Genomic DNA, 26,673 nt, shown 5'->3' on the forward strand with positions numbered 1-26,673 from the left:
TCGCGTAGCCCTCACACCGGCAGAAACTGCTTCAAGGCGGGCATGAAGAAGATCGCGACGTTGATTGCAAAGCCGATGCTCCAGAGAATGGAGCGCAGCGTCGGACGGTTGCCGAGATAGGTGAAGACGTAGGCGATCCGCACGATCAGGAAGAGCACGGCGAGCTCGTCGACCAGGCGCTGCGGGGAATCGCGGAATTCGGCGAGCAGCACGGCAATCGCGAAGAACGGGAAGGTCTCGATGCCGTTCTGGTGCGCGCCCAGCGCGCGCTGCGAGATGGCATCCTCATAGAAGGCCGGGTCGCGCGGCTTCGAATTATCGAAACGACCGAACCTGATCCATTTGATCGAGGCGATCGTCGCAAGATAGAGCAGCAGCGCTCCAAATACGCACCATTCCGCGAGCGTCATGGTTCCTTCCCCCTGCGCATGGCCCGGAAAAGTGGGCACCGGTTTTCCGTGAAGACCATGCTCCACCAAAGGTCGAGCGCGATGGAAACCCACCGCGCTCGGGTCGAAACCCTAGCGAAGTCGGCCCAATCTTGACAAGTTCGGCCCAACGCGCGAACCCGTTGGGCCATGACGCGCGTTCTCCCGATCGACACATCGAAGGCCACCACGGCTCCGGCCGCCTCGCGTGCCGGCGTGCTGCTCGTCAATCTCGGGACCCCCGACACCGCGGATGCTCCGGGCGTGCGCGTCTACCTCAAGGAATTCCTGAGCGATCCCCGCGTCATCGAGGACCAGGGCCTAGTCTGGCAGTTCGTGCTGAACGCCATCATCCTGCGAAAGCGCCCGCGCACCAAGGCGCTCGACTACCAGAAGATCTGGAACACAGAGAAGAACGAGTCGCCGCTCAAGACCATCACGCGCTCGCAGGCCGACAAGCTCGCCGCCGCCCTCGCCGACCGCGCGCATGTCGTGGTGGACTGGGCGATGCGCTACGGCAATCCATCGATCAAGTCCGGAATCGATGCGCTGATCGCGCAAGGCTGTGACCGGATCCTGGCGGTGCCGCTCTATCCGCAATATTCGGCCTCGACCTCGGCGACCGTCTGCGACGAGGTGTTTCGCGTGCTCGCCCGCCTGCGCGCCCAGCCGACGCTGCGGGTGACGCCGCCCTACTACGAGGACGAGGCCTATATCGAGGCGCTCGCGGTCTCGATCGAGGCGAGCCTGGCGAACCTGCCGTTCACGCCGGAGCTGATCGTTGCCTCCTTCCACGGCATGCCGATATCCTATGTCGAGAAGGGCGATCCCTATCGGGGCCACTGCGTGGCAACCACCGAGGCGCTGCGCCGGCGGCTGGGGCTCGACTCGTCGAAGCTTCTGCTCACCTTCCAATCGCGCTTTGGCAATGAGGAATGGCTCCAACCCTATACGGATGCGACCATGAAGCGCCTGGCGCAGGAAGGCGTGCGCCGCATCGCAGTGGTGACGCCGGGTTTTGCCGCCGACTGCCTCGAGACCCTGGAGGAGATCGCACAGGAGAATGCCGAAATCTTCAGGCACAATGGAGGCGAGGCGTTTGCCGCGATTCCCTGCCTCAACGACAGCGAGCCCGGCATGGACGTGATCCGCACCCTGGTGCTGCGCGAGCTGCAGGGCTGGATCTGAGGGACGCCCCATGAAGCGGCGCGAGGTTCTGGTACTTCTCGGCGGCGGCGTCTTGCTGCCGCTGCCGGCGGTCGCGCAGCCGGCCCCGGCCGCGATGCGCCGGCTCGGCGTGCTCACGGTGACGGCGGCCGATGACGCCATCGCGCAGATGCGCCCGACGATCCTGGTCGACGCGCTCGCAGCGCTCGGCTGGAAGGAACAGGACAATCTGCTGATCGACTGGCGCAGTGGCGGCGGCGATCGGACGCTGATCGCGCGGCAGGCCGGCGAGTTGGTTGCGCTCAATCCCGACATCCTGCTCGCCATAGGCACGCCGTCGGTTGAGGAGTTGCGCAAGCGCGCCGCGGCAACGCCGATCGTGTTCGCCATCGTCACGGATCCCGTCGGCCAGGGTTTTGTCAAAGCCCTTTCGCATCCGGGCGGCAACATCACCGGCTTCACCGACTACGACGGGCCGATGGCCGGCAAATGGCTGGAGATGCTGACGCAGATCACGCCGAAGGTCTCCCGCATCGCTGTGGTCTACAATCCTGCCACGGCGCCTTTCGCCGACCTCATGCTGCACGCGATCGAACAGGGGGCAAGCGCGCTCGGCGTGTCGGCCGAACCGGCGCCGGTCCATGACGACGTCTCGATCGCGGCGCTCGCAGCCCGCCGGGGCGAAGGCCTGCTCGTTCTGCCTGATTTCTTCACGCTGGCGAATCGCGCGCGCCTCCAGGCGGCGGTCGCCGAAGCACGCCTCCCTGCGGTCTATTGGAGCCGGACCTTCGTCGATGAGGGCGGCCTGATGTCGTACAGCACCGACAGCGCCGAGCAGGTGCGGCGCGCCGCGGCCTATATCGACCGCATCCTGAAGGGCGCAAGTCCTGCCGATCTTCCGGTGCAAAATCCCACCAAGTTCGAGCTTGCGGTCAACTTGCGGACCGCACGAACGCTCGGCGTCACCATCCCGCCGGCGCTGCTTGCGGTCGCCGACGAGGTCATCGAATGAGGCGCGCGACCTAAAGCGCGATGACATTCGAATGAATCGTCATCGCGCTTTAGGTTGTTGTTTGAGCGTCATCTTTTCGGAAAACCGCTTCACACTTTTCCGGATCATGCTGTAGGTGAGCGCCACGGCGTTTCAAGAGCCTTCCCACCAATACTTAATGGCCATCGTTCCGGCTTCGTGCGTCTTGTGAAATGATCGTCACAGGCCGACGTAAAGTGTGCCGCTGAACCGGTCGGGACGGGAATCCGACCAATGAACGGCGCGGGAAACGCCTTTCCCGCCTTGGAGGAGCTATGAGCGGTTTCGATATTTTTGCAATTGCACTGGTGTTTCTCGTCATCGTCACGCTGCTTGCCGGCGTGAAAACGGTGCCGCAGGGCTACGACTGGACCATCGAGCGGTTCGGCAAATACACCCAGACACTGTCGCCGGGACTCAACCTGATCGTGCCCTATTTCGACCGCGTCGGCCGCAAGATGAACATGATGGAGCAGGTGATCGACATTCCCGAGCAGGAGGTGATCACCAAGGACAACGCGACGGTGAGCGTGGACGGCGTCGCCTTCTACCAGGTGTTTGATGCTGCGAAAGCGAGCTATGAGGTGGCTAACCTGAACAACGCGATCACCGTGCTGACGATGACCAACATCCGCTCGGTGATGGGCTCGATGGATCTCGACCAGGTGCTGTCGCATCGCGACGAGATCAACGAGCGCCTGCTGCGCGTCGTCGACGCCGCGGTCTCGCCCTGGGGCGTCAAGGTCAACCGCATCGAGATCAAGGACATCGTGCCGCCGGCCGATCTCGTCGAGGCGATGGGCCGGCAGATGAAGGCCGAGCGCGTCAAGCGCGCCGACATCCTGGCCGCCGAAGGCCAGCGGCAGTCCGAGATCCTGCGGGCCGAGGGCGCCAAGCAGGGCCAGATCCTTCAGGCCGAAGGCCGTCGGGAAGCGGCATTCCGCGACGCCGAAGCGCGCGAGCGCCTTGCGGAGGCCGAGGCCAAGGCAACGCAGATGGTGTCGGATGCGATTGCCAAGGGCGACGTCGCCTCGTTGAACTATTTCATCGCCGACAAATATATAAAGGCGTTCGGACAGTTTGCGGAGGCGCCAAACCAGAAGATCATCATGCTGCCGATGGAAGCCGTGAGCCTGCTCGGTTCGCTCGCCGGCATCGGCGAGATCGCAAAGGCGACGTTCGGCGAAAGCGCGGCCTCCGCGACCGCCGCCGCCCGTCGTGGCTCGGTGCCGTCGGCCGGCAACCCGCCGCCGGCCGTGCCGCCGCAACAATGAGGTAACCCAGAGGTCGTGTCATGACCGATATGTTCGTCACCCTCGGCACGTGGAACTGGCTTATCTTTGGCTTCATCCTGATGGCGCTGGAGGTGTTCGCGCCGGGCGTGTTCCTGTTCTGGCTCGGGCTCGCATCGCTCCTGGTTGGGCTGGTCTCGTTCGTTGCCCATCCCGCCTGGCAGGCGCAGCTCGTGATGTTCGCGCTGTTCGCCGCCGCCGCCGTGCCGCTGTGGCGGCGCCTGGCGCGCGGCAGGATCGACACGAGCGCGAGCCCGCATCTGAACAGGCGGACTGAGGCGCTTCTGGGCCGCGAGTTCACGCTTGAGAAGCCGATCATCGACGGAAGCGGCACCGTACGCATCGGCGACACCGTCTGGCGCGTCGCCGGCCCCGATACGCCGGCCGGTACGCGGGTGAAGGTGGTGCAGGTGGACGGCGCCAACCTGACCGTGGCCGCGGCGTGACGACCCTTTACCTCGCCCCGCTTGCGGGGAGAGGTCGGAATTCAAGCCCAGCTTGAATTCCGGGTGAGGGGGACTCTCAGCGAGTCCAGCTCTCACCTTTTTCGCGGAAGCAGCCCCTCACCCCGACCCTCTCCCCGTAAGAACGGGGAGAGGGAGCAATCCACGCTCAGCCTTCCCGCCGCCACCGCTCCGCAAATCGGTGCAGCGGCATGAAGGTCTCGCATAATTCCCGTCCCTGCGGCGTCAGGCTGTAGCCGCCGGCATCCCCAAGCTCCACAAAGCCCGCCTCGCGCAATTCCGTCAGCCGCGCTTGCAGCACCGTGGGGGATGCCTCGTCGCAGGCGCTCCGCAGCGCCCGGGAGGTGAGGGGGGCGCCGAGCAATTCCCACAGGATCCGCAGGCTCCAGCGTTTTCCCAAGAGGTCCAGCAGGGCCATGATCGGGCGGCCCGTGCGCGAGCCGCGTACGCTGCGTTGCCCGATCTGCCTCGCCATATCGCCCCCTTGCGCGCTGCTACAGATAGTGTAGCGTCAGTTGCTACGATTATTGTAGCGGAGAGATCGGCCATGTCACAGGTGACGTCGCGCATCGCGCCGCTGGATCCACCTTATCCGCCCGAGATCGATGAGCAGTTCAACCGCATCATGCGCGGCGCGCCGCCCTTGATGCTGTTCCGGGTGATGGCGGGACACAACCGCGCCTGGGACAAGTTCCGCGCCAGCAGTCTCCTGGACCCGGGACCGCTGTCGTTGCGCGCGCGGGAGATCGTCATCGACCGCACCTGCGCGTTGAACACATGCGAGTATGAATGGGGTGTGCATATCGCGATCTTCGCCGGAGCTGCAGGTCTCACGGATGAACAGATCCGCGCCACTGCCAAGGGTGATGCGACGTCAGCGTGCTGGTCTGCGGCCGAGCAGGCGCTGATCGCGGCCGTCGATGCCTTGCATCATCGCGCCACGCTCGATGACGCGGAGTTCGCAGCGCTCGCAGCGCACTACGACAATGCACAGATTTTGGAGATGATCATGCTGTGCGGGGTCTATCGCACGGTGTCGTATCTGGCGAATGGACTGAGACTGCCGCTGGAGGAGAAGGCGGCGCGGTTTCCGGCGGTCTAACCATCCGTCATTGCAATGACGGAGAGGAGAGACAGCGCGCGCTACACCCTCAGTGTCATTCCGGGGCGCGCCTCCTGGCGCGAGCCCGGAATCCTTCGCAACGGGTGATGCGGATGAATGGATCCCGGGCTCATCGCTTTGCGATCCCCCGGGATGACGGGGAAACGTTTAAGCCACGCCTGCACGCAAGAGATCGTGCAGATGCACGATGCCGACGACCTTGTTCGCTTCGGTCACGATCAGCGTCGTGATCTTGCGCGTGTTGAGCACCTCCAGCATCTCGGTCGCGAGCATGGAGGGAGGGACGGTCTTCGGCTGCATGGTCATGATGTCGTCGACCGTCGCGGTCAGCAGATCCGGCCGCATGTGGCGGCGCAAATCGCCGTCGGTGATGATGCCGGCGATCTCGCCCGTGTCGCTCACGATGCAGACGCAGCCGAGCCCCTTGGCCGACATCTCGACGACTGCCTCCGACATCTTCGTGCCGATCGGCTTGACCGGAATCTCCGCGCCGGTGCGCATGTAGTCGCGGACGAATTTCAGCATCGCGCCGAGTTTTCCCCCGGGGTGGAAATGCGCGAACTCCAGCGCAGTGAAGCCGCGGCCTTCGAGCAGCGCGATCGCGATGGCATCGCCGATTGCGGCCTGCATCAGGGTCGAGGTGGTCGGCGCAAGATTGTGCGGGCAGGCCTCGCGTGCCTTGGGCAGCTCGATCACGATATCGGCGGCTTGTCCGAGCGCAGAGCCTGCGTTCGAGGTCACCGCGATCATGGGTATCGCAAAGCGCGCCGAATAATTCACAAGGTTCTTCATCTCCGGCTGCTCGCCGGACCAGGACAGCGCCATGATGACGTCGTCGGGCGTAATCATGCCGAGGTCGCCATGGCCGGCTTCGGCGGCGTGGACGAAGAAGGCAGGCGTGCCGGTCGAGGCCAGGGTCGCTGCGATCTTGCGCGCCATGTGGCCGGATTTGCCGAGCCCGGTGACGACGACGCGCCCCTTGGCGTTGCGGATTTTGTCGATCGCCGCCGTGAAGCTCGTCCCGAGCGGCCCCTTCAGCGCGGTGGCGAGCGCGCCGATGCCGCCGCTCTCCGTCTCCAGCGTGCGCAGCGCGGATTCGATGTCGGGGGAGGCGGGGCCGGATGATGGGGTCATCAGCGGTTTCGAGCTCGGCATATTTTGATCCAGGGAAGAGATCGGCAAACCCTGTTTGCCCGTGGCCGCCTGCTTAGCACGGCCGCGGCGGGGAGGCGACGCGGGAGCATGATCCGGAAAAATAGAGGCCGGTTTTCCGGAAAGATCATGCTCAAACAAGGAGATAGAGCGGGATAGCGTTTCGAAGAAACGACAGCCTGATCGTCCGCCCTCAACGGCTCATTAACCATAATTGTTTTAACTCCGTTAACGATGGTTCCCGCGTCTCCCGCGGAAGCCATCGCGAAAGTGTCTGAATTCGTTGGAGTTTTTTCCATCGTGGAGTCGCCTCCAGGCAGGGGCCGGAGCAAACGCGCGCACGTCCTGCGCGCCGTCTTGCCATGCCTTGCGCTGACCGTGCTGGAGAGCGCGCCCGCAGCCGCCCAGAGTCTTACGCCCGACCTCTTCAATCCGAACCGCGGCGGCTTCGTCTCGCCGGACACGCTGCCCACGCGCCGCACGGCCACGGCGACGTTCGCGCAGCCGCCATCGGACGCCTTGCCGGCGCTGCCCGATCCCAGCGCCGATCCGCGCAAGAGCAAGGATACACCGGCGCCCTCGCGCGTCGGTCAGGTTCCGACCTATGGCCTGCCTGCCGCCAACGGCGCTTCGAGCTCGGGCTATGACTCGCTCAATCGCAAGCGCCAGCAGCCCAAGCTCTATCCCGGACAGCCGAAGCCGAAGCGCGCGCCCGGCCCCGGCACCCCGGCCCCGACCGCGACGTCCGCACCCGGCATCGGCCAGCCACGCATCGCGCCGCCGCCATCGGAGACTGCCAACAAGACGCCGGTGCCGGCGGCGATGGCCGGCACCGTGTCCGGCCAGCCGCTGCGCCGGCGCCTCAAGCTCGACGACGATCCCTTTGGTCCCGTCGGCGACTACGCCGGCAGCTTTCTGATCAAGGGCGCGCTCGAGCTCTCGGGCGGCTATGACACCAACCCGGCGCGCCTCAACAAGCCGATCGGCTCGCCGCTCTATGTCGTGGCGCCCGAGCTCGTCGTGATGTCCGACTGGGAGCGCCACGCACTGGTCGCGGATCTGCGCGGATCCTTCACCGGCTATGGCAACCAGTTGCCTGCGACGATCGACAGCGTCGCCTCGCCTGCGCCCGTGGAGATCGATCGCCCGGATTTCACCGGCCACATCGACGGCCGCATCGACGTCGATCGCGATCTGAAGCTGACCTCGGAGCTTCGCCTGCGGCTTGCCACCGACAATCCCGGCAGCCCGAACATCCAGACCGGACTTCAGAAATATCCGATCTACGCCACCTATGGCACGACGCTCGGCGTCGACCAGACCTTGAACCGTTTCGAAGTCGCGGCCGGCGCCACGGTCGATCGCACGGCCTACACCAACTCGAAACTCACCGACGGCACGGTTTCCAGCAACGACGACCGCGACTTCAACCAGTATGGCGGCATCGGCCGCTTCTCCTACGACCTCAAGCCGGGCCTGAAGCCGTTCCTGGAGATTGAGGGCGATACCCGGGTGCACGATCAGGCCGCCGACCGCAACGGCTATTTCCGCGATTCAAACGGCGGCTACGCCAAGGTCGGCACGTCCTTCGAGTTCTCGCGCATCCTCACCGGTGAAATCTCGATCGGCTACGCCGCGCGCAACTATGTCGACCCGCGGCTCAGCCAGCTCAGCGGCTTCCTGACCACGGGCTCGCTGATCTGGAACGCCAGCGGACTCACCACGGTCAAATTCTTCACCGACACGCAGCTCGCCGAGACCACGCTCCCCGGCGCCTCCGGCGTCCTGGTGCGCACCTACACCGCCGAAGCCGACCACGACTTCCGCCGCTGGCTCACCGGCATCGGCAAGTTCACCTACGGCACGCTCGACTATCAGGGTCAGAACCGCAACGACAAGACCTACTCGATCGAAGGCGACATCATCTACAAGCTCAACCGCAACCTCTGGATCAAAGGCAGCCTGCGCCACGACATCCTGGATTCGAACGTTGTGGGTGCGAGTTCACAGGCGACGGTGGTGATGCTGGGGGTGAGGTTGCAGAATTGAGGGCGGTGCATCACGCTCGCGCGTGAACAGCTCCGCTCTCGCCAGTCACTCCGGCGTCATGCCCCGGCTTGACCGGGCATCCAGTACGCCGCGCCCCCTCCGTACTACGTCACTGTCTCTGGAATACTGGATCGCCCGCTTTCGCGGGCGATGACAGTTCAGATTGTGGTCACCGGCTCGCGGAAAACTCAGCGCGGCAGATCCGTCTTCCCCATCAGGAAGGTGTCGATCGACCGCGCGCACAGGCGCCCTTCGCGGATCGCCCACACCACCAGCGACTGGCCTCTCCGCATGTCTCCGGCGGTGAACACGTTGGGGCGCGAGGTCTGGTAGTCGAGCGTGTTGGCCCTGACGTTGCCGCGCGGGTCGAGGTCGACCGAGAGCAGCTTCAAGAGGCCCTCATGCACGGGGTGGACGAAGCCCATCGCCAGCAGGATGAGCTCGGCGTCGAGCTCGAACTCGGTGCCGGCCATCGGCTTGAACTTGTCGTCGACGCGCACGCAGTGCAGCTTCTTGACCTTGCCGTTCTCGCCGGAGAACTTTTGCGTCAGCACGGCGTATTCGCGGATCGCGCCTTCGGCTTGGCTCGAGGACGTGCGCATCTTGAGCGGCCAGTTCGGCCAGGTCAGGCCCTTGTTCTCGCGCTCGGGCGGCGCCGGCATGATCTCGAGTTGGGTCACGGTCTTGGCGCCCTGGCGCAGCGACGTGCCGATGCAGTCGCTGCCGGTATCGCCGCCGCCGATGACGACGACATGCTTGCCGCCGGCGAGGATGTCGGTGACGCCGCCCAGCGGCTCCTCGGAGTTGCGACGGTTCTGCTGTGGCAGGAAGTCCATCGCGTAATGGATGCCGTCGAGGTCGCGGCCGGGGATCGGCAGATCGCGCGGCGCTTCCGCTCCGCCCGTCAGAGCAATGGCGTCGTAATCGTTGAGCATCTCGCGCGGATCGACGTTGCCGGCGGCACCGACATGGCTGTTGTAGTGGAAGGTGACGCCTTCCGCTTCCATCTGCGCGACGCGGCGGTCGATGATGCCCTTCTCCATCTTGAAGTCGGGAATGCCATAGCGGAGCAGGCCGCCGGCCTTGGCGTACTTCTCGTAGACGTGCACGTCATGGCCGGCGCGCGCGAGCTGCTGCGCGCAGGCCATGCCGGCCGGACCCGAGCCGATCACCGCGACCTTCTTGCCGGTCTTCTCGGTGTTGATCTCCGGCCTCAGCCAGCCGTTCTCCCAGGCGCGGTCGACGATCGCGCATTCGATGGTCTTGATGGTGACCGGATTGTCGTCGATGTTGAGCGTGCAGGAGGCTTCGCACGGCGCCGGGCAGATGCGGCCCGTGAATTCCGGGAAGTTGTTGGTCGAGTGCAAATTGCGCGAAGCCTCTTCCCAGTTGCCCTGATAGACGAGGTCGTTGAAGTCGGGGATCTGGTTGTTGACCGGGCAGCCGGGCGTGCCCGGCGCGACCGAGCCGGTGCCGTGGCAGTAGGGAATGCCGCAATTCATGCAGCGCGCGGCCTGGTCGCGCGTTTCCTTCTCCGAGAGCGGGACGACGAATTCCTTGAAATGCTTCAAGCGCTCGGCGACCGGGGTGTACTTGCGATCATACCGTTCGATTTCGAGAAAGCCCGTGATCTTGCCCATTAAACCCGAAGTCCCTGCCGCTTGGTTTTTCATTTCGACCCCCGTTCCTGAGCAGCGCGGAATACGCGTCTCGAAGGGTGAAGGCCCGGATGGAGGCCTCATGGTTGGAGACGGCGCTTTCGCGCCGCCTCTACCCACGAGGGGTTAGACTTACGCGCCGATCGCGATTTTCGGCTCGGCGTCCGCGTTGGCCTGCATTTCGCGCAGTGCGCGCCGATACTCGACCGGCATCACCTTGCGGAATTTGGGCAGCCATTCCTTCCAGTTCGCGAGGATCTCGATCGCGCGCCTGGAGCCAGTCGCCTTTTCATGGCGCGAGATCAGGACGTGCAAGCGCTCGACGTCGGAATCGAGCAGGTTCTGGAACACGTCGACCCGGCCATGCGCCTCGAGGTCACCGGAGTGGTTGTAAGTGCCGGCGTTGATCAGCTCTTCCGACAGCACCGGCTCGAGCTCGACCATGCTGAGGTTGCAGAGCTTGTCGAAGTCGCCGGCCTCGTCGAGCACATAGGCGATGCCGCCGGACATGCCGGCCGCGAAGTTGCGTCCGGTCTTGCCGAGGACGACCACGATGCCGCCGGTCATGTATTCGCAGCAATGATCACCCGCGCCCTCGACCACCGCGACGGCGCCGGAATTGCGCACGGCAAAACGTTCGCCGGCGATGCCGCGGAAGTAGCACTCGCCCTCGATCGCCCCGTACATCACGGTGTTGCCGACGATGATGCTCTCTTCCGGCACGATGCCGCCGTTGCGCGGCGGCTTGACGATGATCTTGCCGCCCGAAAGGCCCTTGCCGACATAATCGTTGCCTTCACCCTCGAGCTCGAAGGTGACGCCGTGGGCGAGCCACGCGCCAAAGGCCTGGCCGGCGGTGCCCTTGAGGCTGACATGGATCGTGTCATGCGGCAGCCCCGCATGGCCGTAGATCTTGGCCACTGCGCCCGACAGCATCGCCCCGGCGGAACGATCGGTGTTGTTGATCTCGGCCTCGATCTTCACCGGTGCGCCGCGGTCGAGCGCGGGCGTTGCATTCTCGATCAGCTTGCGGTCGAGCACGGCCTCCAGATGATGGTTCTGGAGCTCCGAGTGATAGATCTTCTGGCCCTTCTCTTCCTTCTGCTTGACGAACAGCTTCGAGAAATCGAGGCCCTTGGCCTTCCAGTGCGCAACCAGACGGGTCTGATCGAGCATCTGGGTCTGGCCGACCATCTCGTTGAAGCTGCGGAAGCCGAGGCTCGCCATGATCTCGCGGACCTCTTCGGCGACGAAGAAGAAGTAGTTGATCACGTGCTCGGGCTGGCCGGTGAAGCGCTTGCGCAGGACGGGGTCCTGGGTCGCAACGCCGACCGGGCAGGTGTTGAGATGGCACTTGCGCATCATGATGCAGCCGGCCGCGATCAGTGGTGCGGTCGCAAAACCGAACTCGTCGGCACCGAGCAGCGCGCCGATCACGACGTCGCGCCCGGTGCGGAAGCCGCCATCGACCTGGACGGCGATGCGGCTGCGCAGCCGCTCGCGCACGAGCGTCTGATGGGTTTCAGCGAGGCCGATCTCCCAAGGCGAGCCTGCGTGCTTGATCGAGGTCAGGGGCGAAGCGCCAGTGCCGCCCTCGAAGCCCGCGATGGTGACATGGTCGGCGCGCGCCTTGGCAACGCCCGCGGCCACCGTGCCGACGCCGATCTCGGAGACGAGCTTGACCGAGACGTCGCCCGTCGGGTTGACGTTCTTGAGGTCGTAGATGAGCTGCGCCAGGTCCTCGATCGAGTAGATGTCGTGGTGCGGCGGCGGCGAGATCAGGCCGACGCCCGGCGTCGAATGCCGGACCTTGGCGATCGTCGCGTCGACCTTGTGGCCGGGCAACTGGCCGCCTTCGCCGGGCTTGGCCCCCTGCGCCATCTTGATCTGCATCATGTCGGAGTTGACGAGATATTCCGTCGTCACGCCGAAACGGCCCGAGGCGACCTGCTTGATCGCCGAGCGCATGCTGTCGCCGTTCGGCAGCGGCTTGAAGCGGTCGGCCTCTTCGCCGCCTTCGCCGGTGTTCGACTTGCCGCCGATCCGGTTCATGGCGATCGCCAGCGTCGTGTGCGCCTCACGCGAGATCGAGCCGAACGACATCGCGCCCGTGGCGAAACGCTTGACGATGTCCTTGGCCGGCTCGACCTGGTCGAGCGGGATGGGCTTGCGCTTCTCTTCCTCCGCGCTCTTGATCCGGAACAGGCCGCGCAGCGTCAAAAGACGCTCGGATTGCTCGTTGAGGATCTTGGCGAAGGCGCGATAGCGCTCATGCGAATTGCCGCGAGCGGCGTGCTGAAGCAGCGACACCGACTCGGCCGTCCACGCGTGGTCCTCGCCGCGGGTGCGGTAGGCATATTCGCCGCCGACATCGAGCGCCGTCTTGTAGACCAGCGCTTCACCGAATGCGTCGGCATGGCGGCGCACGGCCTCTTCCGCGATCTCGGCCAGACCCACGCCCTCGATGCGGGTGTGGGTGCCGGCGAAGAACTTGGACACGAAGTCCGCCTTCAGGCCGACCGCGTCAAAGATCTGCGCGCCGCAATAGGACTGGTAGGTCGAGATGCCCATCTTGGACATCACCTTGAGAAGGCCCTTGCCGATCGACTTGATGTAGCGCTTGACGATCTCGTAGTCGTCGAGCGAGCCGGGCAGGCGGTCCTTCATCGCGATGATGGTCTCGAACGCGAGATAAGGATTGATCGCTTCCGCGCCGTAGCCGGCAAGGCAGGCGAAGTGATGCACTTCGCGCGGCTCGCCGGATTCGACGACGAGGCCGACCGAGGTACGCAAGCCGGTGCGGATCAGGTGATGATGCACGGCGGCGCAGGCCAGCAGCGAGGGGATCGGCACGCGGTCCGTGCCGACCATGCGGTCGGACAGGATGATGATATTGACGCCTTCGCGCACCGCGGCTTCCGCACGCGCGCAGAGTTCGTCGAGCACCTGGTCCATGCCGGCTGCACCGAGGCCGGCGTGGAAGGTGGTGTCGAGAGTGCGCGACTTGAAGTGGGAATCGCCGAGATCGGCGATCGAGCGGATCTTTTCGAGATCCGCATCGGTCAGGATCGGTTGACGCACTTCGAGGCGCTTGGTGGTGGCGAGGCCTTGCAGATCGAACAGGTTCGGCCGCGGTCCGATGATCGAGACCAGGCTCATCACCAGCTCCTCGCGGATCGGGTCGATCGGCGGGTTGGTGACCTGCGCAAAGTTCTGCTTGAAGTAGGTGAACAGCGGCTTGGGCTTGGCCGACAACGCCGAGACCGGCGTGTCGTTGCCCATCGAGCCCGTCGCCTCTTCGCCGGTGGAGGCCATCGGCGTCATCAGGATGGTGATGTCTTCCTGGCTGTAGCCGAACGCCTGCTGCCGGTCGAGCAGCGACAGGTTCGAGCGCACGCCGGTGGTCGGCGCCTTCGGCAACTCCTCCAGCACGATCTGGGTACGGTCGAGCCACTCCTTGTAGGGATGGCTCTTGGCAAGCTCAGCCTTGATTTCGTCGTCGGGAATGAGGCGGCCCTGCTCGAGGTCGACCAGCAGCATCTTGCCCGGCTGGAGCCGCCACTTGGTGACGATCTGGTCCTCCGGAATCTTGAGCACGCCCATTTCGGACGCCATCACGATGCGGTCGTCGCTAGTCACGAGGTAGCGCGCGGGCCGCAGGCCGTTGCGGTCGAGCGTGGCGCCGATCTGGCGGCCGTCGGTGAAGGCGATGGCGGCGGGGCCGTCCCACGGCTCCATCAGGGCGGCGTGATATTCGTAGAAGGCGCGGCGCTTCTCATCCATCAGGGGATTGCCGGCCCATGCCTCCGGAATCATCATCATGACCGCGTGTGGCAGCGAGTAGCCGCCCTGCACCAGGAATTCGAGTGCGTTGTCGAAGCAGGCGGTGTCGCTCTGCCCTTCATAGGAGATCGGCCAGAGCCGGCTGATGTCCTTGCCGTAGAGCTCGGAGCTCACGGAAGCCTGACGCGCCGCCATCCAGTTGACGTTGCCGCGCAGCGTGTTGATCTCGCCGTTATGCGCGATCATCCGGTAGGGATGCGCCAGCGACCAGGTCGGGAAGGTGTTGGTCGAGAAGCGCTGGTGCACGAGCGCGAGCGCGCTCTCGAAGTCCTTTTCATGCAGGTCGGGATAGTACTTGCCGAGCTGGTCGGCGAGGAACATGCCCTTGTAGATCACGGTGCGGCAGGACATCGAGCAGGGGTAATAGCCCGCGAGGCCACGGTCTCGGCGCTGGTAGATCGCCTGCGAGATCGACTTGCGCAGGATGTAGAGCCGGCGTTCGAATTCCTCGTCGGTCTTGGCGGCGCCGTTGCGGCCGATGAAGACCTGCATGTGGTTCGGCTCAGTCGGCTTCACGGTGACGCCGAGCGAGGAGTTGTCGGTCGGCACGTCACGCCAGCCGAGCAGCTTCAGCCCTTCGGCCTTGATCTGGTCGGCGATGATGCTCTTGATGACGTTGCGCCAGGCACTGTCGCGCGGCATGAACAGCGCGCCGATCGCGTACTCGCCGGGCTTGGGCAGCGTGAAGCCGAGCTCCTTGGCCTTGCGGGCGAAGAAGGCGTGCGGGATCTGCACCAGGATGCCGGCGCCGTCACCGGCGCGCGGGTCGGCACCGACCGCGCCGCGGTGCTCCAAGTTGCAGAGGATGTTGAGCGCGTCCGAGACGATCTGGTGTGACTTCTTGCCCTTGATGTTGGCGATGAAGCCGACGCCGCAGGAATCCTTTTCCATGCTGAGGTCATACAGACCTTCGGCGGGCGGACGGAACGTATGCTCGCGATCAGTCGTTTTCGAGGCGACCGTCGCCGACAGCTCTTCTGCCACGATGTTTGCGCGCTCGAATTGCGACCCGTTCATTGTTCCTGTCCTCTCCATGCGGCAAGCTGCCTCACCGCCATCTTCGGCGCACCTTGGGCGTTCCGCGGCACCCGCTCTTTGGGCCACCGCTCGTCCGTTGCGAGCCGCATTTTCTTAAATTCAGGCCTGGGCGTTCCACGTCCCCGAGAACGGCTTTAGCCTGCAACTTCTTGGCGCTCGAGAGCGCCGCTTTGCGTTGCAATCCCCGTGCCGGGATTACAAGCAAAATTAAGACAGCTTTCCTGTCCTAACCATCACCTTGCCAAAATTTTGTCTAGCACACAAGCACGCAAAAGTCCCGATTCCCAAGGGGTCAATCGCGCGCTTTCCCGTAGCAGGCCCGCCCCGGATTTGAGGCAAACGCGCCGCGATCCGGCCCTGAGGCCGTCGGAATCCCGGGGGAAGCTTCGGATCACCCTTCGAAAGGCGCGCCATGGCCCACAAGCCGAAAGAGCGCATGCCGTCCGGGGGCCTGACAGGAGCGTTTCGACCATGAAGTTGTTCACAGGATGGATGGCTGCCGTCGCATCTGTGCTGGCGGTATCTGCCGCCGACGCGCAGGTGCTGGCGAATGGAGGGCTGCGCGGGCCCGCCACCGCCGTCTCGGATTTCGACGGCCCCTACGGTCCGCCGGAGGCGCCGCCGCCGCGTCCCTATGGTTACGGCTATGAGTATGAGCCCGCGCCGTCGCTGCTGCCAGCCACCGAGGTCTACGCCGTGCTGCGCGAAAACGGCTTCTCGCCGCTCGGCATCCCGCGCCTGCGTGGGCTCGTCTACACCATCGCGGTGGTCGACCGCCGCGGCGACGATGGCCGGCTCGTGATCGACGCCCGTGACGGGCGGATCTTGCGCTTCATGCCGGCCTTCGGTCCCGGCTTCGGCATGGGGCCGGCCCATGAGGAAGGTGCGGTAGCCCCTTACGGGCCGCAAGGCGCACTGCCGCCGCCGACCGTGATCCGCAGTGCTGCGCCACGGCCGCCGGCGTCGATCCCGCATGTCGCAAGCCGCACGGTCCCGATTCCGAAGTCCGCCCCGCCGCGCGGCGAGACGCCTGTGGCTGCGGCCAGGCCGGCTTCATCCGGGCCCGAACCACGGCAGGCGCGGGCCGAAGCCTCGCAGCAGGCTGCAGCGGCGCAGGCCAAGCCCAGCGAGGCTGTGCCACAAGCAGGTGCGCCGACGGTCGGCCAGACCAAGCCCGTCCCGACCATCCTGCCGACCCAGGACATGCCTGCCGCGCAGGGACTGGAGTAGGGGACGAGGCACGCTGTCGAACGTTCGATTGCCCGCCGCATCCGCGGCGTCGTCCCGGACTTCGCCGGGAAGACTTGGGGGGAGAACTGAGCGAAACAAAAGGCGCCAGGAAATCCTGGCGCCTTTTGCGTTCAATCCGTGTTGCGTACTCAGCTCTGCCCGTATCCGGCCGCTTGCAGGATCAGCTTCGCCACGTCCTTCGGATGCGACACCAGTGACAAGTGGCCGGCATCGAGTTCGACCGTCGTTGCGTTCATCCGCTTGGCGAGGAAACGTTCGAGGTCGGGGTTGATGGTGTCGTCGTTCTTCGACACCGCATACCAGCTCGGCTTCGCATGCCACGCCGCCTCCGTCGTGCGGCCGGCGAAGATCGAGGCCGCCGTCGGCCACTGCACGGCGTAGAGCTCCTTGGCCTTCTCCGGCGCGACGCCATTGGCGAAATACTTCAAGAACGCGTCCTCTGAGAGCTTCGTGAAGCCGTCGCGCTCGACGATGCCTGCGCGCACCGGGCCGGTCGGGAATTGCTTTGACAGCGCCACGAAATCCTCGTTCGCATCCGGCGCACGCGCGGCGATGTAGACGAGACCGGTGACCTTCGGATCGGTGCCGACCTGGCTGATGACGGTGCCACCCCAGGAATGCGCAACCAGCACGGTCGGGCCGTCCTGTTCGGCGAGAGCGCGCTCCGTGGCCTCGACGGATTCGGAGAGCGAGGAGAGCGGATTCTGTACGGCGGCGACGTGCAAGCCTGCCGCCTGCAGGATCGGGATGACCTTGGACCAGCTCGAACCATCGGCCCAGGCGCCATGCACCAGCACGACATTCTTCGCCTTCACCGGCATCGTCGATTGTGCGTGGGCAAGGGTGATGGGCGCGGCCAGCAGGCCCGCTGCGAGCAACAGGGTGCGCAACACTTTCATGTTCATTCTCCGTCTGTCCTGGTTCGATGCCAGGAAGGACGGATCGCGCCGCAGTCTCGTTACGCCTCTTCACCGCTCTGTGATGCGCTGCAAACAAGACAAACAAAAACGCCCCGGGGCACCGGGGCGCTTTCGCAACTTGAAAGTCGAATGTGATCGACGCCTTAGGCGGCAGCCTTCTCGCCCTCGATCACCTGCGTGGCCTGCGCGCTGGTGTTGATCGCGATCTGGCGCGGCTTCTTGGCCTCAGGGATTTCGCGCACGAGATCGACATGGAGCAGGCCGTTCTCGAGCGAGGCGTTCTTCACCTGCACGAAATCGGCAAGCTGGAAGGCGCGCTCGAAGGCGCGCGCGGCGATGCCGCGATAGAGCACTTCGGACTTGCTGTTCTCATTGGCGACTTTCTCGCCCTTGATCGTCAGCGTGTTTTCCTTCGCGACGATGGAGAGCTCGTCCTTGGAGAAGCCGGAGACCGCAACGCTGATGCGGTAGGCGTTTTCGCCGGTGCGCTCGATGTTGTAGGGGGGATAGCCGGGGCTGCCGTCGGAGCTCGTCTGGTCGAGCAGGTTGAAGAGACGGTCGAAGCCGACGGTGGAACGATAAAACGGGGTGAGGTCGTAGGTACGCATGGTTTAGTCCTCCATTGAGCGACTTATCTGGAAACCCGCCCGCCAATCGGGCCGGGCTTTAGTCTGTGTGCAGCCTGATGCTCGGCTTCCCGAAGCACTGGTAGCGGCCTGCACGAAGATGATATGGGTGGAATGAAACAGCGTTCAAGAGGGCGACAGCAGCGCCTTTTCGGCGCTCCCGCTCCTTGAATTTCAGCATTTCCCTGCCCATGACGCTGGTTTCGATTCCCGCCAATCCCGTTCCCGAAAACGTCGTCAGCGGCACCATCAAGACGCCCGACGGCGCCGAGCTGCGCTTTGCGCGCTGGGCGCCGCCTGCGGGTCGCAAGGGCACGGTGTGCGTCTTCACCGGACGCAGCGAATCGATCGAGAAGTATTTTGAGACGGTGCGCGACCTGCGCGATCGCGGCTTTGCGGTGGCGATGATCGATTGGCGCGGCCAGGGCCATTCCTCGCGACGCCTGCGCGATCCGCGCAAGGGTCACGTGCGTTCTTTCTCCGACTACGAGATCGACGTCGAGACCTTCGTGCAGCAGGTCGTGCTGCCGGATTGCCCGCCGCCGTTCTTCGCGCTCGCTCATTCCATGGGCGGCGCGGTGCTGCTGCGACTCGCGCATGCCGGCAAGCGCTGGTTCGACCGCATGGTGCTGTCGGCGCCGATGATCGATTTGCCGGGCCGCTCCACCTCGTTGCCGGCGCGCGCCCTGCTCAGGACGCTACGGCTGTTCGGCCAGGGCGGTCGCTACGTTCCAGGTGGAAGCGATCGCCTTACCGGCATGGATCCCTTCATCAACAATCCCCTGACCAGCGATCCCGTGCGCTACGCGCGCAATGTCGCCATTCTCGAGGAAGATCCGACGCTGGGCCTTGCCTCACCGACGATCGCCTGGGCCGACACCGCGTGCCGCGCGATGCACACTTTCACGGGCATGTCGTATCCATCCGAGATCCGCCAGCCGATCCTGATGCTGGCGGCCTCCAACGACACCATCGTTTCCACCGCCGCGATCGAGGAGTTCGCCTATCACTTGCGCGCCGGCTCCCACCTCGTGATCGCCGGCGCCAAGCACGAGATTCTCCAGGAGCAGGATCGCTACCGCGCCCAGTTCTGGGCCGCATTCGATGCCTTCGTGCCCGGCACACCGTTGTTTGGGTGAGGGGCAGGGCGCTCTCACATTATTGCGCCACCAGACCCCTCATGGTGAGGGCGTGGAACGCGCGTCTCCGTCGAGGCGAACCATGAAGGCCCGGATCTCACCCGCGGCCATCCTTCGAGACCCCCGCTTTGAGCGGGCCCGTGACAGCGCGAACTACAGCGTCTTCAGATATTCGATCAAATCGTAGCGCTCGTCGTCATCCCTGAACATGCGACCGATCACGCCGGGACGTTTCGGTTCGCCTTCCTTGCGCTCGAAGGAGTGGCCGAGCACGCTGTTGCCCTGGATCGGATCCTTCTCCGACCCCGCCGAGAACTGCGTTTCGCCGGTCTTGCAGCGCTCGTCGGCAGTGACCGCAAAGCCGACGGTCACGGGATCATAGTCGCGACGCCCCATGCAAAACTTCGTCGGGCGCTCGCTTTGCGGCTTCAGCAGCCAATACAGCGAAGGCACCGAACCGTTATGCAGATAAGGCGCCGTCGCCCAGATGCCGTTGAGCGGCCGCGCGCGATAGCGTGGCCCGGGCGCCGGATTGAGACAGTTCTTGCGCGCGAGATTCCACAATTTCGCCCGCTCAGCTTCCGGAGTCTTATCGTCGTCCATCCACTTGCGAGCGACGAGGTCAACCACCGTCATGAGGCCGAGCGCATACACCATCTCGGTCGACGAACTCGCGGTCGGGACGTCGCATTGCCACCAGGTCTTGAGGTCGGCAGTATTCACCTTCAGGAAGCCGGGTACATCGACGATCCTGTTGGTGAGCACGAGGGACTGTTCGGGATCGGTCTTGATCTCGTCGAGGGGAATCGTCACCGCGTTCAGGACCTTGGTGTCGCCGCTTGCCTCCCAATGGCCTGACGACCAGAAGGCCGGGGTGTCGACGGCCGGCAGGTGGCACCCGGAGCACATCTCGGCGTAGATCTTGCGGCCATTGTCGATCTTCTTCTGATCGAGCCGCCAGGCATCGCCAAGGATCTGCGAGGGCCATTTCGGTGCCAGAAGGCCACCGAATTTCGGGCCGCCAGAGGGATCGGCCGGCTTGAATGGATCGGGGCCTCTGAGCAGGTCCTCGATCCAGCCGAGTGTCTTGATATGAGTCGAGGAACGCCAAAGCGCGTCCTCCGGATAGGCATCGGACAGGTTGAGCAGCGCCGTCACGCCGAGGGCTTCGCCGGCGTTGCGGATCAGCGGCTGCTCGATCGAGGCGTCGTATTGGGCGAATTTGAACCACGGTACGGTCCAGATCGCGGGATAGCTGACCGGTGCGTCCTGGGCGTGCAGGTTCTTCTCGAAGCCGCTGATCCCGCTCAACGCGAAATCCTGCGAGAAAACCTGGTTGCCGATGCGATTGAGGGCGTCGAGGCGGCCGAACCCTTCCTCGGTGTCCTGCTGCTTCTTCTTGTCCCAGGTCTGCTTGTGCTCGATCGTGTCGTTGTACTTGTTCTGCCAATCGATCAGGAATTTGCCGATGGCGCTGAGCTTCTGCTTGAGCGTGTCGCGGTCCGCCTTGCTGGCCTCGGGCCCGAGCACGCGATCGGCAAAGCGCTGGAAGCGGAACGGAACGTACAGCGTGTACGCGATCGACAGGCCGGTGGAGAGCTCGAGCTTCTTCAGATCGGTCATCGCCGGCCCGCCATCGAAGCGGACGTCGATGCTGTGGTAGTGGATCTGGCCGGTATGGCAGGCCGCGCAGGTCAGCCCGATCTTGTCCTCTTCGCGACGGCCGGTCGCGGGATCGACGACACCGGTCATCCGTGCGAAGCCGACCGGCAGGCCGTCGACGTTCTCCGCCGGCGTCCACTTGGTCGACCAGTCCGGGACCTGTGTCGTCTCATAGACATTGGCGTAACCGAAGCGGCGCAGCGTGGTCACGTCGGTCTGGATCGACTGCGGGCTCGGGATGAAGCCGAAGCGCTCGAGATAGGCGCTGTCCTTCATCATGCCCGGCCGCGAGAACAGATGAAGTCGCGGCTGCTCGAGTGCCATGAACCAGGTATAGGGCACCGGAAAAGTCGCGGTGCCCTGGCTGGCGTGATGAAACCAGTGCCGGTCCTTGAGCGACCAGTTTTGCTCGAGCCAATAGGCTGCCGTCGTCTCGGGGAGCGTGGGCAAGGGCGGCGGCAGAAGCTGCGCGAGTATCCCCTTCTGCGGCAGCATGGCGCGGACCTGGTTCGGGAATTCGGCGACCGTAACCAAGGTCGCGAGACCGAGGGCAAGGATCAGCGCTCCGAGCGCGAACGCCCAGCGAAACCTGAGCTGGCAGGCTGACAGCAGCGGCTGCCACAGGATGGACTGGTTGATGCGGTCCGGGAATTTGCGTTCGTTGAACAACGTGCGCACCTCGTCCACGCTGAGATAGCGGTCCTCTGCCTTGCCCTTGCCCATGATCTTCAGCAGGATGGGCCATTCGAACTTCATCAGCAGGGGGTAATACCAGCGTGCGGCGCTGCCGGCGCGCTTGAGGTTGTCGCGCATGAAGGTCTTGATTTCCGACGCGTTGAGACCTCGCTCGGTGTTGCCGCCGTTCGGATCGGTGTAGGTACGGCCGAAGCTCGCAAGCCGTGCGATCTCATCCTCGTTGACCTTGCCGTCGACGCTGAGGATGCGCGAGCCGGCTCCGAGCTTGTCCAGCGGCCCGCCGCGCAACGCGTCGAGCTGCGCGCCCGCCCAAATGCTCTTCAGGATGTGGCGGAAGCCGTTGGCGATGAGCGCAACCCCGCGGACCTGGATGCGCGCCGAGATCTTCTTCAACCCCGTTTCGCCGCTCGCATTCGCGATGGTCTGCGACAGCGTGATGAGCGGGAGGGTCCCGCCATCGACAAAGCCTTCGCCGACGAGGCCGCGCAGGAATGGACAGGGATTGTTCGGCGACACCTGGATCGAGGGGTCGAAGGGGGGCTTCGAAGCGGAGTCATGCATGGCCCAAAATCCTGAAAACAGCGAATCATGAAAAGCAGACGCGCCGATAGAGCGCGGAAAGTCCTAACAAAGCGAAAGTGCTGGACCGGCAGCTTATGCTACTACAGCGTGCAACGAAGTGTGGCCGAATTCATTGTCCTGTCAACAGAAGCGCGCGTGACAGCGCCACCCTGCAGCGGTTTGCCCTTCAGGAATCGGCGGCGCGTTTGACGTCGCTCTGGACGAGGCTGAGCTTGACGAGCGGGACGCCCGCTTTCAGTAGCCCTTCGCGGTAATGGGCGAGGTCCGGAGCCTGCTTCCAGTGAAAATTCCTCAAGTGCCGTTCGACTGTCAGGCTCGGGTAATTGCTCAACAGCACCTCGGCGGCCTCAGTGGCTTCTTCCGCCCGCCCGAGCTGCGCCAGTGCCGCGGCGCGGATCGCGAGCGCCTGCATGTGGTTCGGATTGATGTAGAGCTGCTCCCGGGCCCACGACAACGTCGCGTCGTATTGGCCCAGCATATAATGGCTGAATGCGTTCAGCGCCGCCCATTGGTAGCGCGGATCGCTGTTGCCGCGCTGCGCCGCCGTCGAGAACAGCTCGATCGCCTGGCGATGCTCGCCGATGACGAAGTGGCAGATGCCGAGTACGCCGCGCGCGCCCATGTCGTAGGGGTTGAGCGCGACCGCGCGCTTGGCGGCGTCCATCGCAGCCTCGTAATGCCCGTCCTGTGCATGGACCCAGGACAGGATCGAGAATGCGAAGGAGGACCGCGGGTCGAGCCTGACGCTGGTCTCGGCCAGATGCATCGCGGCGCCCCACATCTCGCGGGAGCCCTTGACCCAGCCGAACTGGATGCTCTGGAGCTGGATCGTCGCGAGATAGGCATGCGCGATCGACAGCTTGGGATCGAGCGAGATCGCCTCCTTGAACAGCGCGATGGCGGTGTCGAAGTCCTCCTTGGTCTGCCGGTAGTAATGTGACAGCCCCTTCAGGAAGCGGTCCCAGGCGGTGACGTCATTGGTCTGGCGCGCAGGTGCGGAGGCTTCGGCGCGGAAGATTTCGGTCGCGATCGCCGCCGACAGGTTGGTCGTGATCTCGTCCTGCATGGCGAAGAGGTCGCCGATGTCGCGGTCGTAGCGGCCGGTCCAGAGCTGCTCGCCGGTCTCCGGCGCGATCAGCTCGGCCGTGACGCGGATCTTGCTGCCGGCGCGCCGCACCGAACCCTGGATCAGGTAGGTCGCGTCGATCTCGCGCGCGATCAGCCGGGTCGAGAGGTTCCTGCCCTTGAAGGCGAAAGTCGAGTTGCGGCTGAGCACGCGATAGAAGGACTGCAGGGCCAGCGCGTGGATCAGATCCTCCGTGAGGCCGTCGGAGAAATATTCGTCGCCGGCGTCGCTCAAATTGGCAAACGGCAGCACGCCCACGATCGCGGTGCGATATTGCTGCGGCAGCGCCGAGACCTCTTTGGTCTGCGCCACCTTTGCGGACGTGCCGTCCGGCGTCCAGGTGAAGACGCCCACCGGTTGCTTGATGTTCTTGAAGCGGTGCGTGCCGGCGTCGGCCAGGGGCATGTTGAGATGCTTGCCAGCCTCGCCATAGGCCTTGGCCGAGATCGCGAACCCTCCGGGGCTCGCCACCGATTCGAGACGGACGGCGATGTTGACGTCATCGCCAAACACCTCGTCCTCGTCGACGATGATGTCGCCCATGTGGATCCCGAGGCGGAACTGCATCGCGCGGTCGGCGGGCAAGTGGTCGTTGCGCTCCGCCATCAGCATCTGCATCGCGATCGCGGCTTCCGTGGCGCCGACGATGCTGGGGAATTCCAGCAGGAAGCCGTCGCCGGTGTTCTTCACGACGCGGCCGCCATGATTGAGAATAATGGGATGGATCGCGCTGCGATGGGCCTTGAAGACGGCATGCGTGCCGGCCTCGTCAGTGCCCATCATGCGCGAATAGCCGGCGACGTCGGCGCAGACGATGGCGGCCAGGCGTCTCTCCATATCCTCGCGGGCTCCAAGGGATCGGGCACCGGCCACCGGCGTGTCGGTCTTCCGCGAATCCGTGCATTTCCAGAACCTAGCCCTTATAGAGCACGCGCGGGCAAGCGGAAGTGTGATCCGCATTGCAATTTCGTTGTAAATCCTACGCAAATCCGGTGGTGGACGCAGCTCGCCGAGCCAGCTAAGCCGGCCGCTTGGCAGCCTTCAGGGACGCGCGACATGCTCGGCATTCACGAACTCTGGCTTTTCGTCCTCTCGGGCGTGGCTCTCAACATCACGCCGGGACCGGATACGGTCTATGTCATGGGCCGCAGCATGCAATTGGGCTGGCGCGGTGGCGCGGCGGCGACGTTCGGCATCAGCTGCGGCTGCTTATTCCATGTCACGGGTGCGGCAATCGGCCTCTCCGCGTTGCTGATGGCCTCGTCCACCGCGTTTTCGGTCGTAAAGCTGGTCGGCGCCGCCTATCTCGTGCTGACTGGCTTGCAGATGCTGTGGTCGCGACCGGTGCTCGCCGGTTCCCTGACGCGCGAGGATGGACGGACGCCGCTCCGGCGGGTTTTCCTCCAGGGCGTCTTCACCAACGCGCTCAATCCCAAGGTCGCGCTGTTCTTCCTGGCCTTCCTGCCGCAATTCGTCGCAGCCGATGCCCCGCACAAGCCGCTCGCCTTCCTGACGCTTGGCCTGATTTTCATCTCCACGGGTACACTCTGGTGCCTGTTCCTGGCGGCGTTCGCGGCGCGCGCCGCGCAGCGGCTGCGGCGGTCCGATGGAATCCTCGCCTGGATCAACCGCGCGCTCGGCGGGTTTTTCGTCTATCTCGGCTTCCGCGTCGCGATGCTTCAAGCGCGTTAAACAAACTCTTTGAGCAGCGCGCTACCGACGAGGTAGAGGCCGAGCAGGATCATCGCGATCAAGAACCAGCGGCGAAATGTCTCGGCCGGCATCTTCGAGCGCAGCGACTGGCCAATGAACATGCCGGCAAAGGCACAAGCCATGGCGACGATGCCTGGCACGGCGTTGGCTGAAGTCAGCAGCCCGCCCGCGGTGAGGTTGAAGGCGAGCGCGAGCGTTGCCACCGTGAAGAACACGCCGAGCGCCTGCACCAGCTCGTCCTTTTCCATCCCAATTGCCTGCATGAACGGCATCGATGGAACCACCTGCACGCCGGTCGAGGCCGAGATCACGCCGGTGACGACGCCGACGGCGCCGCCGACCCATTTCTCGTTCTTCGGCGCGATGCGGAACTGGAACTTGTTCAGCCCGATGATCGCGTAGATCACGAGCAGAACGCCGAGCACTACCGTGCCGTAGCGGGCATAGGGGCCGGTCAGCGCGCCCGCATTGAGCCAGCTCCCGATCACGGTGCCGAGCATCAGCGGCCACAGCCGCCTGAGGATGTCGAGCAAATGAGCGCCGACAAAGGTCTGCCAGATGTTGGTGATGATCGCCGGCACGATGACGATGGCGATTGCCCGGCCGGGCGCCATGGTCACGGCGAGCAGGCCCATCGACACGGTCGGCAGGCCGAGCCCGATCACGCCCTTGACGAATCCGGCGAGCAGGAAGACGGCGGCAATCAGAATGATGAGCGGGTCGATCATGCCGACCACATTGACCGATCGGCGGGGAAGGCACAATCTGGAGGATACGGAGATAGCCTTCGTCCTTGACGAAGGCTGAAGGAGATTGTTCCGTGCGATTCGACCTCGTCGACCTCCAACTCTTCATCGCGGTGGCCGACCAGCACAGCATCACCCGCGGTGCCGAGCGCTCGCATCTGGCGCTGGCCTCTGCCAGCGCCAGGATCAAGGGCCTGGAGGATGCGTTTGGCGTCGCACTCTTGAAGCGCGGCCGGCGCGGCGTGGAGTTGACCGCCGCGGGGGAAAGCCTGCTTGAGCATGCGCGGCTCGTCATCCACAATGTCGATGCACTCCAGGGCGATCTCGCCGCCTATGCCAGCGGCGTGCGTGCGAGCGTGCTGTTGCTCGCCAACACCTCGGGGCTGTCCGAGCATCTGCCGCGGGCGCTCGCGGCTTTCCTGCGTGAGCATCCCGACATCAATGTCGACGTTGAGGAGCGCGAGAGCGCCGATATCGCGACCGCGATCGCGAGCGGCGCTGCCGATCTCGGCTTCGCCGCCGAGCATGCTTTGCCCGACAGCATCGAGCGATTCTTGTTCAGCGAGGATCGGCTGACCCTGGTGGCCGCTCGGCGCAGCGAACTCGGCAGTCGGCGTCAAATCGATTTCCAGGAGGTGACGGATCGCGATTTCGTCGGGCTCACCGCCTCGACCGCATTGCAGGTTCATATTTCCCGGCATGCGGCGAAGCTCGGCGCGCGTCTGCGCGTGCGGGCCCGCCTGCGCGATTTCGACGCGATCTGCCAGATGGTTGCCGCCGATGTCGGGGTCGCCGTCGTTCCGGAGACTGCGGCGAAGCGCTGCGCGCGATCGATGCCGATCGTGCCGATCCGGATCCGCGATGGCTGGGCCAATCGGAGGTTGACGATCTGCGCGCGAAGCTTCAAGGCATTGCCGCGCCCCGCCAAGCAACTGGTGGAGCACTTGCGCGCCGCAGTTCGGAGCTGA

20 protein-coding genes are annotated in these 26,673 nt (G+C 64.6%); 10 read left to right on the forward strand and 10 right to left on the reverse strand.

All coding sequences use genetic code 11. From position 1 onward, the window contains the following. Positions 1-11: 11 nt before the first annotated feature. Complete coding sequence (locus tag SO156_RS15810; RefSeq protein WP_458150874.1) at positions 12-410, reverse strand: MAPEG family protein; 399 nt, start codon at positions 408-410, stop codon at positions 12-14. A gap of 168 nt (positions 411-578) precedes the next feature. Here SO156_RS15810 and hemH point away from each other — a divergent pair, with 168 nt between their 5' ends. The 4 genes from hemH (at position 579) to SO156_RS15830 (ending at position 4,363) form a co-directional block, all read left to right on the forward strand. Beyond that, positions 579-1,616, forward strand: a complete 1,038-nt coding sequence (hemH, locus tag SO156_RS15815) for a ferrochelatase (RefSeq protein ID WP_498535432.1) — start codon at positions 579-581, stop codon at positions 1,614-1,616. A gap of 10 nt (positions 1,617-1,626) precedes the next feature. Further along, complete coding sequence (locus tag SO156_RS15820) at positions 1,627-2,607, forward strand: ABC transporter substrate-binding protein (RefSeq protein WP_458150872.1); 981 nt, start codon at positions 1,627-1,629, stop codon at positions 2,605-2,607. 293 nt (positions 2,608-2,900) lie between these two features. Beyond that, on the forward strand, positions 2,901-3,899 hold the full coding sequence (locus SO156_RS15825) for an SPFH domain-containing protein (RefSeq protein ID WP_498535433.1): 999 nt from the start codon (positions 2,901-2,903) through the stop codon (positions 3,897-3,899). A 20-nt stretch (positions 3,900-3,919) separates the two neighbouring features. Then, positions 3,920-4,363: an NfeD family protein gene (locus SO156_RS15830; RefSeq protein WP_458150870.1), complete on the forward strand. Its 444-nt coding sequence runs from the start codon at positions 3,920-3,922 to the stop codon at positions 4,361-4,363. A gap of 166 nt (positions 4,364-4,529) precedes the next feature. On the opposite strand, the gene SO156_RS15835 is transcribed toward SO156_RS15830, so the two are convergent. Next, entirely contained in the window at positions 4,530-4,856 is a 327-nt protein-coding gene (locus tag SO156_RS15835) for a winged helix-turn-helix transcriptional regulator (RefSeq protein ID WP_498535434.1), read from the reverse strand. A gap of 72 nt (positions 4,857-4,928) precedes the next feature. Here SO156_RS15835 and SO156_RS15840 point away from each other — a divergent pair, with 72 nt between their 5' ends. Continuing rightward, the gene (locus SO156_RS15840; protein ID WP_498535435.1) at positions 4,929-5,483 is read left to right on the forward strand and encodes a carboxymuconolactone decarboxylase family protein; all 555 of its coding nucleotides are present in this window, start codon (positions 4,929-4,931) and stop codon (positions 5,481-5,483) included. Between the two features lie 168 nt (positions 5,484-5,651). Here SO156_RS15840 and SO156_RS15845 read toward each other — a convergent pair whose 3' ends face one another. Then, entirely contained in the window at positions 5,652-6,659 is a 1,008-nt protein-coding gene (locus tag SO156_RS15845; protein WP_498535436.1) for a KpsF/GutQ family sugar-phosphate isomerase, read from the reverse strand. A 297-nt stretch (positions 6,660-6,956) separates the two neighbouring features. Between SO156_RS15845 and SO156_RS15850 the strand changes: the two genes are divergently transcribed. After that, the gene (locus SO156_RS15850; protein ID WP_498535437.1) at positions 6,957-8,705 is read left to right on the forward strand and encodes an outer membrane beta-barrel protein; all 1,749 of its coding nucleotides are present in this window, start codon (positions 6,957-6,959) and stop codon (positions 8,703-8,705) included. A gap of 188 nt (positions 8,706-8,893) precedes the next feature. Here SO156_RS15850 and SO156_RS15855 read toward each other — a convergent pair whose 3' ends face one another. Both SO156_RS15855 and gltB read right to left on the reverse strand, forming a co-directional pair. After that, positions 8,894-10,345, reverse strand: coding sequence for a glutamate synthase subunit beta (locus tag SO156_RS15855; protein ID WP_498535438.1), 1,452 nt, complete (start codon positions 10,343-10,345; stop codon positions 8,894-8,896). Between the two features lie 150 nt (positions 10,346-10,495). Next, positions 10,496-15,223 carry a glutamate synthase large subunit gene (gene gltB / locus SO156_RS15860; protein WP_498535439.1) on the reverse strand — a complete coding sequence of 1,576 codons (4,728 nt, stop codon included), beginning with the start codon at positions 15,221-15,223 and terminating at the stop codon, positions 10,496-10,498. Positions 15,224-15,715: 492 nt separating this feature from the next. Here gltB and SO156_RS15865 point away from each other — a divergent pair, with 492 nt between their 5' ends. Next, positions 15,716-16,474: a hypothetical protein gene (locus tag SO156_RS15865; RefSeq protein WP_498535440.1), complete on the forward strand. Its 759-nt coding sequence runs from the start codon at positions 15,716-15,718 to the stop codon at positions 16,472-16,474. 149 nt (positions 16,475-16,623) lie between these two features. Here the strand turns inward: SO156_RS15865 and SO156_RS15870 are convergent, their stop codons facing one another. Both SO156_RS15870 and SO156_RS15875 read right to left on the reverse strand, forming a co-directional pair. After that, the gene (locus SO156_RS15870; protein WP_498535441.1) at positions 16,624-17,394 is read right to left on the reverse strand and encodes an alpha/beta fold hydrolase; all 771 of its coding nucleotides are present in this window, start codon (positions 17,392-17,394) and stop codon (positions 16,624-16,626) included. A gap of 164 nt (positions 17,395-17,558) precedes the next feature. Further along, the gene (locus SO156_RS15875; protein ID WP_458150861.1) at positions 17,559-18,023 is read right to left on the reverse strand and encodes an Hsp20 family protein; all 465 of its coding nucleotides are present in this window, start codon (positions 18,021-18,023) and stop codon (positions 17,559-17,561) included. Positions 18,024-18,232: 209 nt separating this feature from the next. Between SO156_RS15875 and SO156_RS15880 the strand changes: the two genes are divergently transcribed. Continuing rightward, positions 18,233-19,180, forward strand: a complete 948-nt coding sequence (locus tag SO156_RS15880; RefSeq protein WP_498535442.1) for an alpha/beta fold hydrolase — start codon at positions 18,233-18,235, stop codon at positions 19,178-19,180. 153 nt (positions 19,181-19,333) lie between these two features. On the opposite strand, the gene SO156_RS15885 is transcribed toward SO156_RS15880, so the two are convergent. Both SO156_RS15885 and SO156_RS15890 read right to left on the reverse strand, forming a co-directional pair. Beyond that, positions 19,334-22,099: a di-heme-cytochrome C peroxidase gene (locus SO156_RS15885; protein WP_498535443.1), complete on the reverse strand. Its 2,766-nt coding sequence runs from the start codon at positions 22,097-22,099 to the stop codon at positions 19,334-19,336. A 187-nt stretch (positions 22,100-22,286) separates the two neighbouring features. Continuing rightward, positions 22,287-24,083: an adenylate/guanylate cyclase domain-containing protein gene (locus tag SO156_RS15890; protein ID WP_458150406.1), complete on the reverse strand. Its 1,797-nt coding sequence runs from the start codon at positions 24,081-24,083 to the stop codon at positions 22,287-22,289. A 219-nt stretch (positions 24,084-24,302) separates the two neighbouring features. Here SO156_RS15890 and SO156_RS15895 point away from each other — a divergent pair, with 219 nt between their 5' ends. Then, positions 24,303-24,938 carry a LysE family translocator gene (locus tag SO156_RS15895; protein WP_458150408.1) on the forward strand — a complete coding sequence of 212 codons (636 nt, stop codon included), beginning with the start codon at positions 24,303-24,305 and terminating at the stop codon, positions 24,936-24,938. Here SO156_RS15895 and SO156_RS15900 read toward each other — a convergent pair. Next, entirely contained in the window at positions 24,935-25,687 is a 753-nt protein-coding gene (locus tag SO156_RS15900) for a sulfite exporter TauE/SafE family protein (RefSeq protein ID WP_498535444.1), read from the reverse strand. The genes SO156_RS15895 and SO156_RS15900 overlap by 4 nt on opposite strands. Before the next feature lie 92 nt (positions 25,688-25,779). Between SO156_RS15900 and SO156_RS15905 the strand changes: the two genes are divergently transcribed. Next, the gene (locus SO156_RS15905; protein WP_498535445.1) at positions 25,780-26,673 is read left to right on the forward strand and encodes a LysR substrate-binding domain-containing protein; all 894 of its coding nucleotides are present in this window, start codon (positions 25,780-25,782) and stop codon (positions 26,671-26,673) included.

The organism is Bradyrhizobium sp. UFLA05-125 (genome assembly GCF_059803515.1).

Bases quoted from the DNA above. Each gene is read 5' to 3' on its own strand.
- SO156_RS15810 (WP_458150874.1), bottom strand. From the start codon at position 410: ATGACGCTCGCGGAATGGTGCGTATTTGGAGCGCTGCTGCTCTATCTT.
- hemH (WP_498535432.1), top strand. From the start codon at position 579: ATGACGCGCGTTCTCCCGATCGACACATCGAAGGCCACCACGGCTCCG.
- SO156_RS15820 (WP_458150872.1), top strand. From the start codon at position 1,627: ATGAAGCGGCGCGAGGTTCTGGTACTTCTCGGCGGCGGCGTCTTGCTG.
- SO156_RS15825 (WP_498535433.1), top strand. From the start codon at position 2,901: ATGAGCGGTTTCGATATTTTTGCAATTGCACTGGTGTTTCTCGTCATC.
- SO156_RS15830 (WP_458150870.1), top strand. From the start codon at position 3,920: ATGACCGATATGTTCGTCACCCTCGGCACGTGGAACTGGCTTATCTTT.
- SO156_RS15835 (WP_498535434.1), bottom strand. From the start codon at position 4,856: ATGGCGAGGCAGATCGGGCAACGCAGCGTACGCGGCTCGCGCACGGGC.
- SO156_RS15840 (WP_498535435.1), top strand. From the start codon at position 4,929: ATGTCACAGGTGACGTCGCGCATCGCGCCGCTGGATCCACCTTATCCG.
- SO156_RS15845 (WP_498535436.1), bottom strand. From the start codon at position 6,659: ATGCCGAGCTCGAAACCGCTGATGACCCCATCATCCGGCCCCGCCTCC.
- SO156_RS15855 (WP_498535438.1), bottom strand. From the start codon at position 10,345: ATGGGCAAGATCACGGGCTTTCTCGAAATCGAACGGTATGATCGCAAG.
- gltB (WP_498535439.1), bottom strand. From the start codon at position 15,223: ATGAACGGGTCGCAATTCGAGCGCGCAAACATCGTGGCAGAAGAGCTG.
- SO156_RS15865 (WP_498535440.1), top strand. From the start codon at position 15,716: ATGAAGTTGTTCACAGGATGGATGGCTGCCGTCGCATCTGTGCTGGCG.
- SO156_RS15870 (WP_498535441.1), bottom strand. From the start codon at position 17,394: ATGAAAGTGTTGCGCACCCTGTTGCTCGCAGCGGGCCTGCTGGCCGCG.
- SO156_RS15875 (WP_458150861.1), bottom strand. From the start codon at position 18,023: ATGCGTACCTACGACCTCACCCCGTTTTATCGTTCCACCGTCGGCTTC.
- SO156_RS15880 (WP_498535442.1), top strand. From the start codon at position 18,233: ATGACGCTGGTTTCGATTCCCGCCAATCCCGTTCCCGAAAACGTCGTC.
- SO156_RS15885 (WP_498535443.1), bottom strand. From the start codon at position 22,099: ATGCATGACTCCGCTTCGAAGCCCCCCTTCGACCCCTCGATCCAGGTG.
- SO156_RS15890 (WP_458150406.1), bottom strand. From the start codon at position 24,083: ATGGAGAGACGCCTGGCCGCCATCGTCTGCGCCGACGTCGCCGGCTAT.
- SO156_RS15895 (WP_458150408.1), top strand. From the start codon at position 24,303: ATGCTCGGCATTCACGAACTCTGGCTTTTCGTCCTCTCGGGCGTGGCT.
- SO156_RS15900 (WP_498535444.1), bottom strand. From the start codon at position 25,687: ATGATCGACCCGCTCATCATTCTGATTGCCGCCGTCTTCCTGCTCGCC.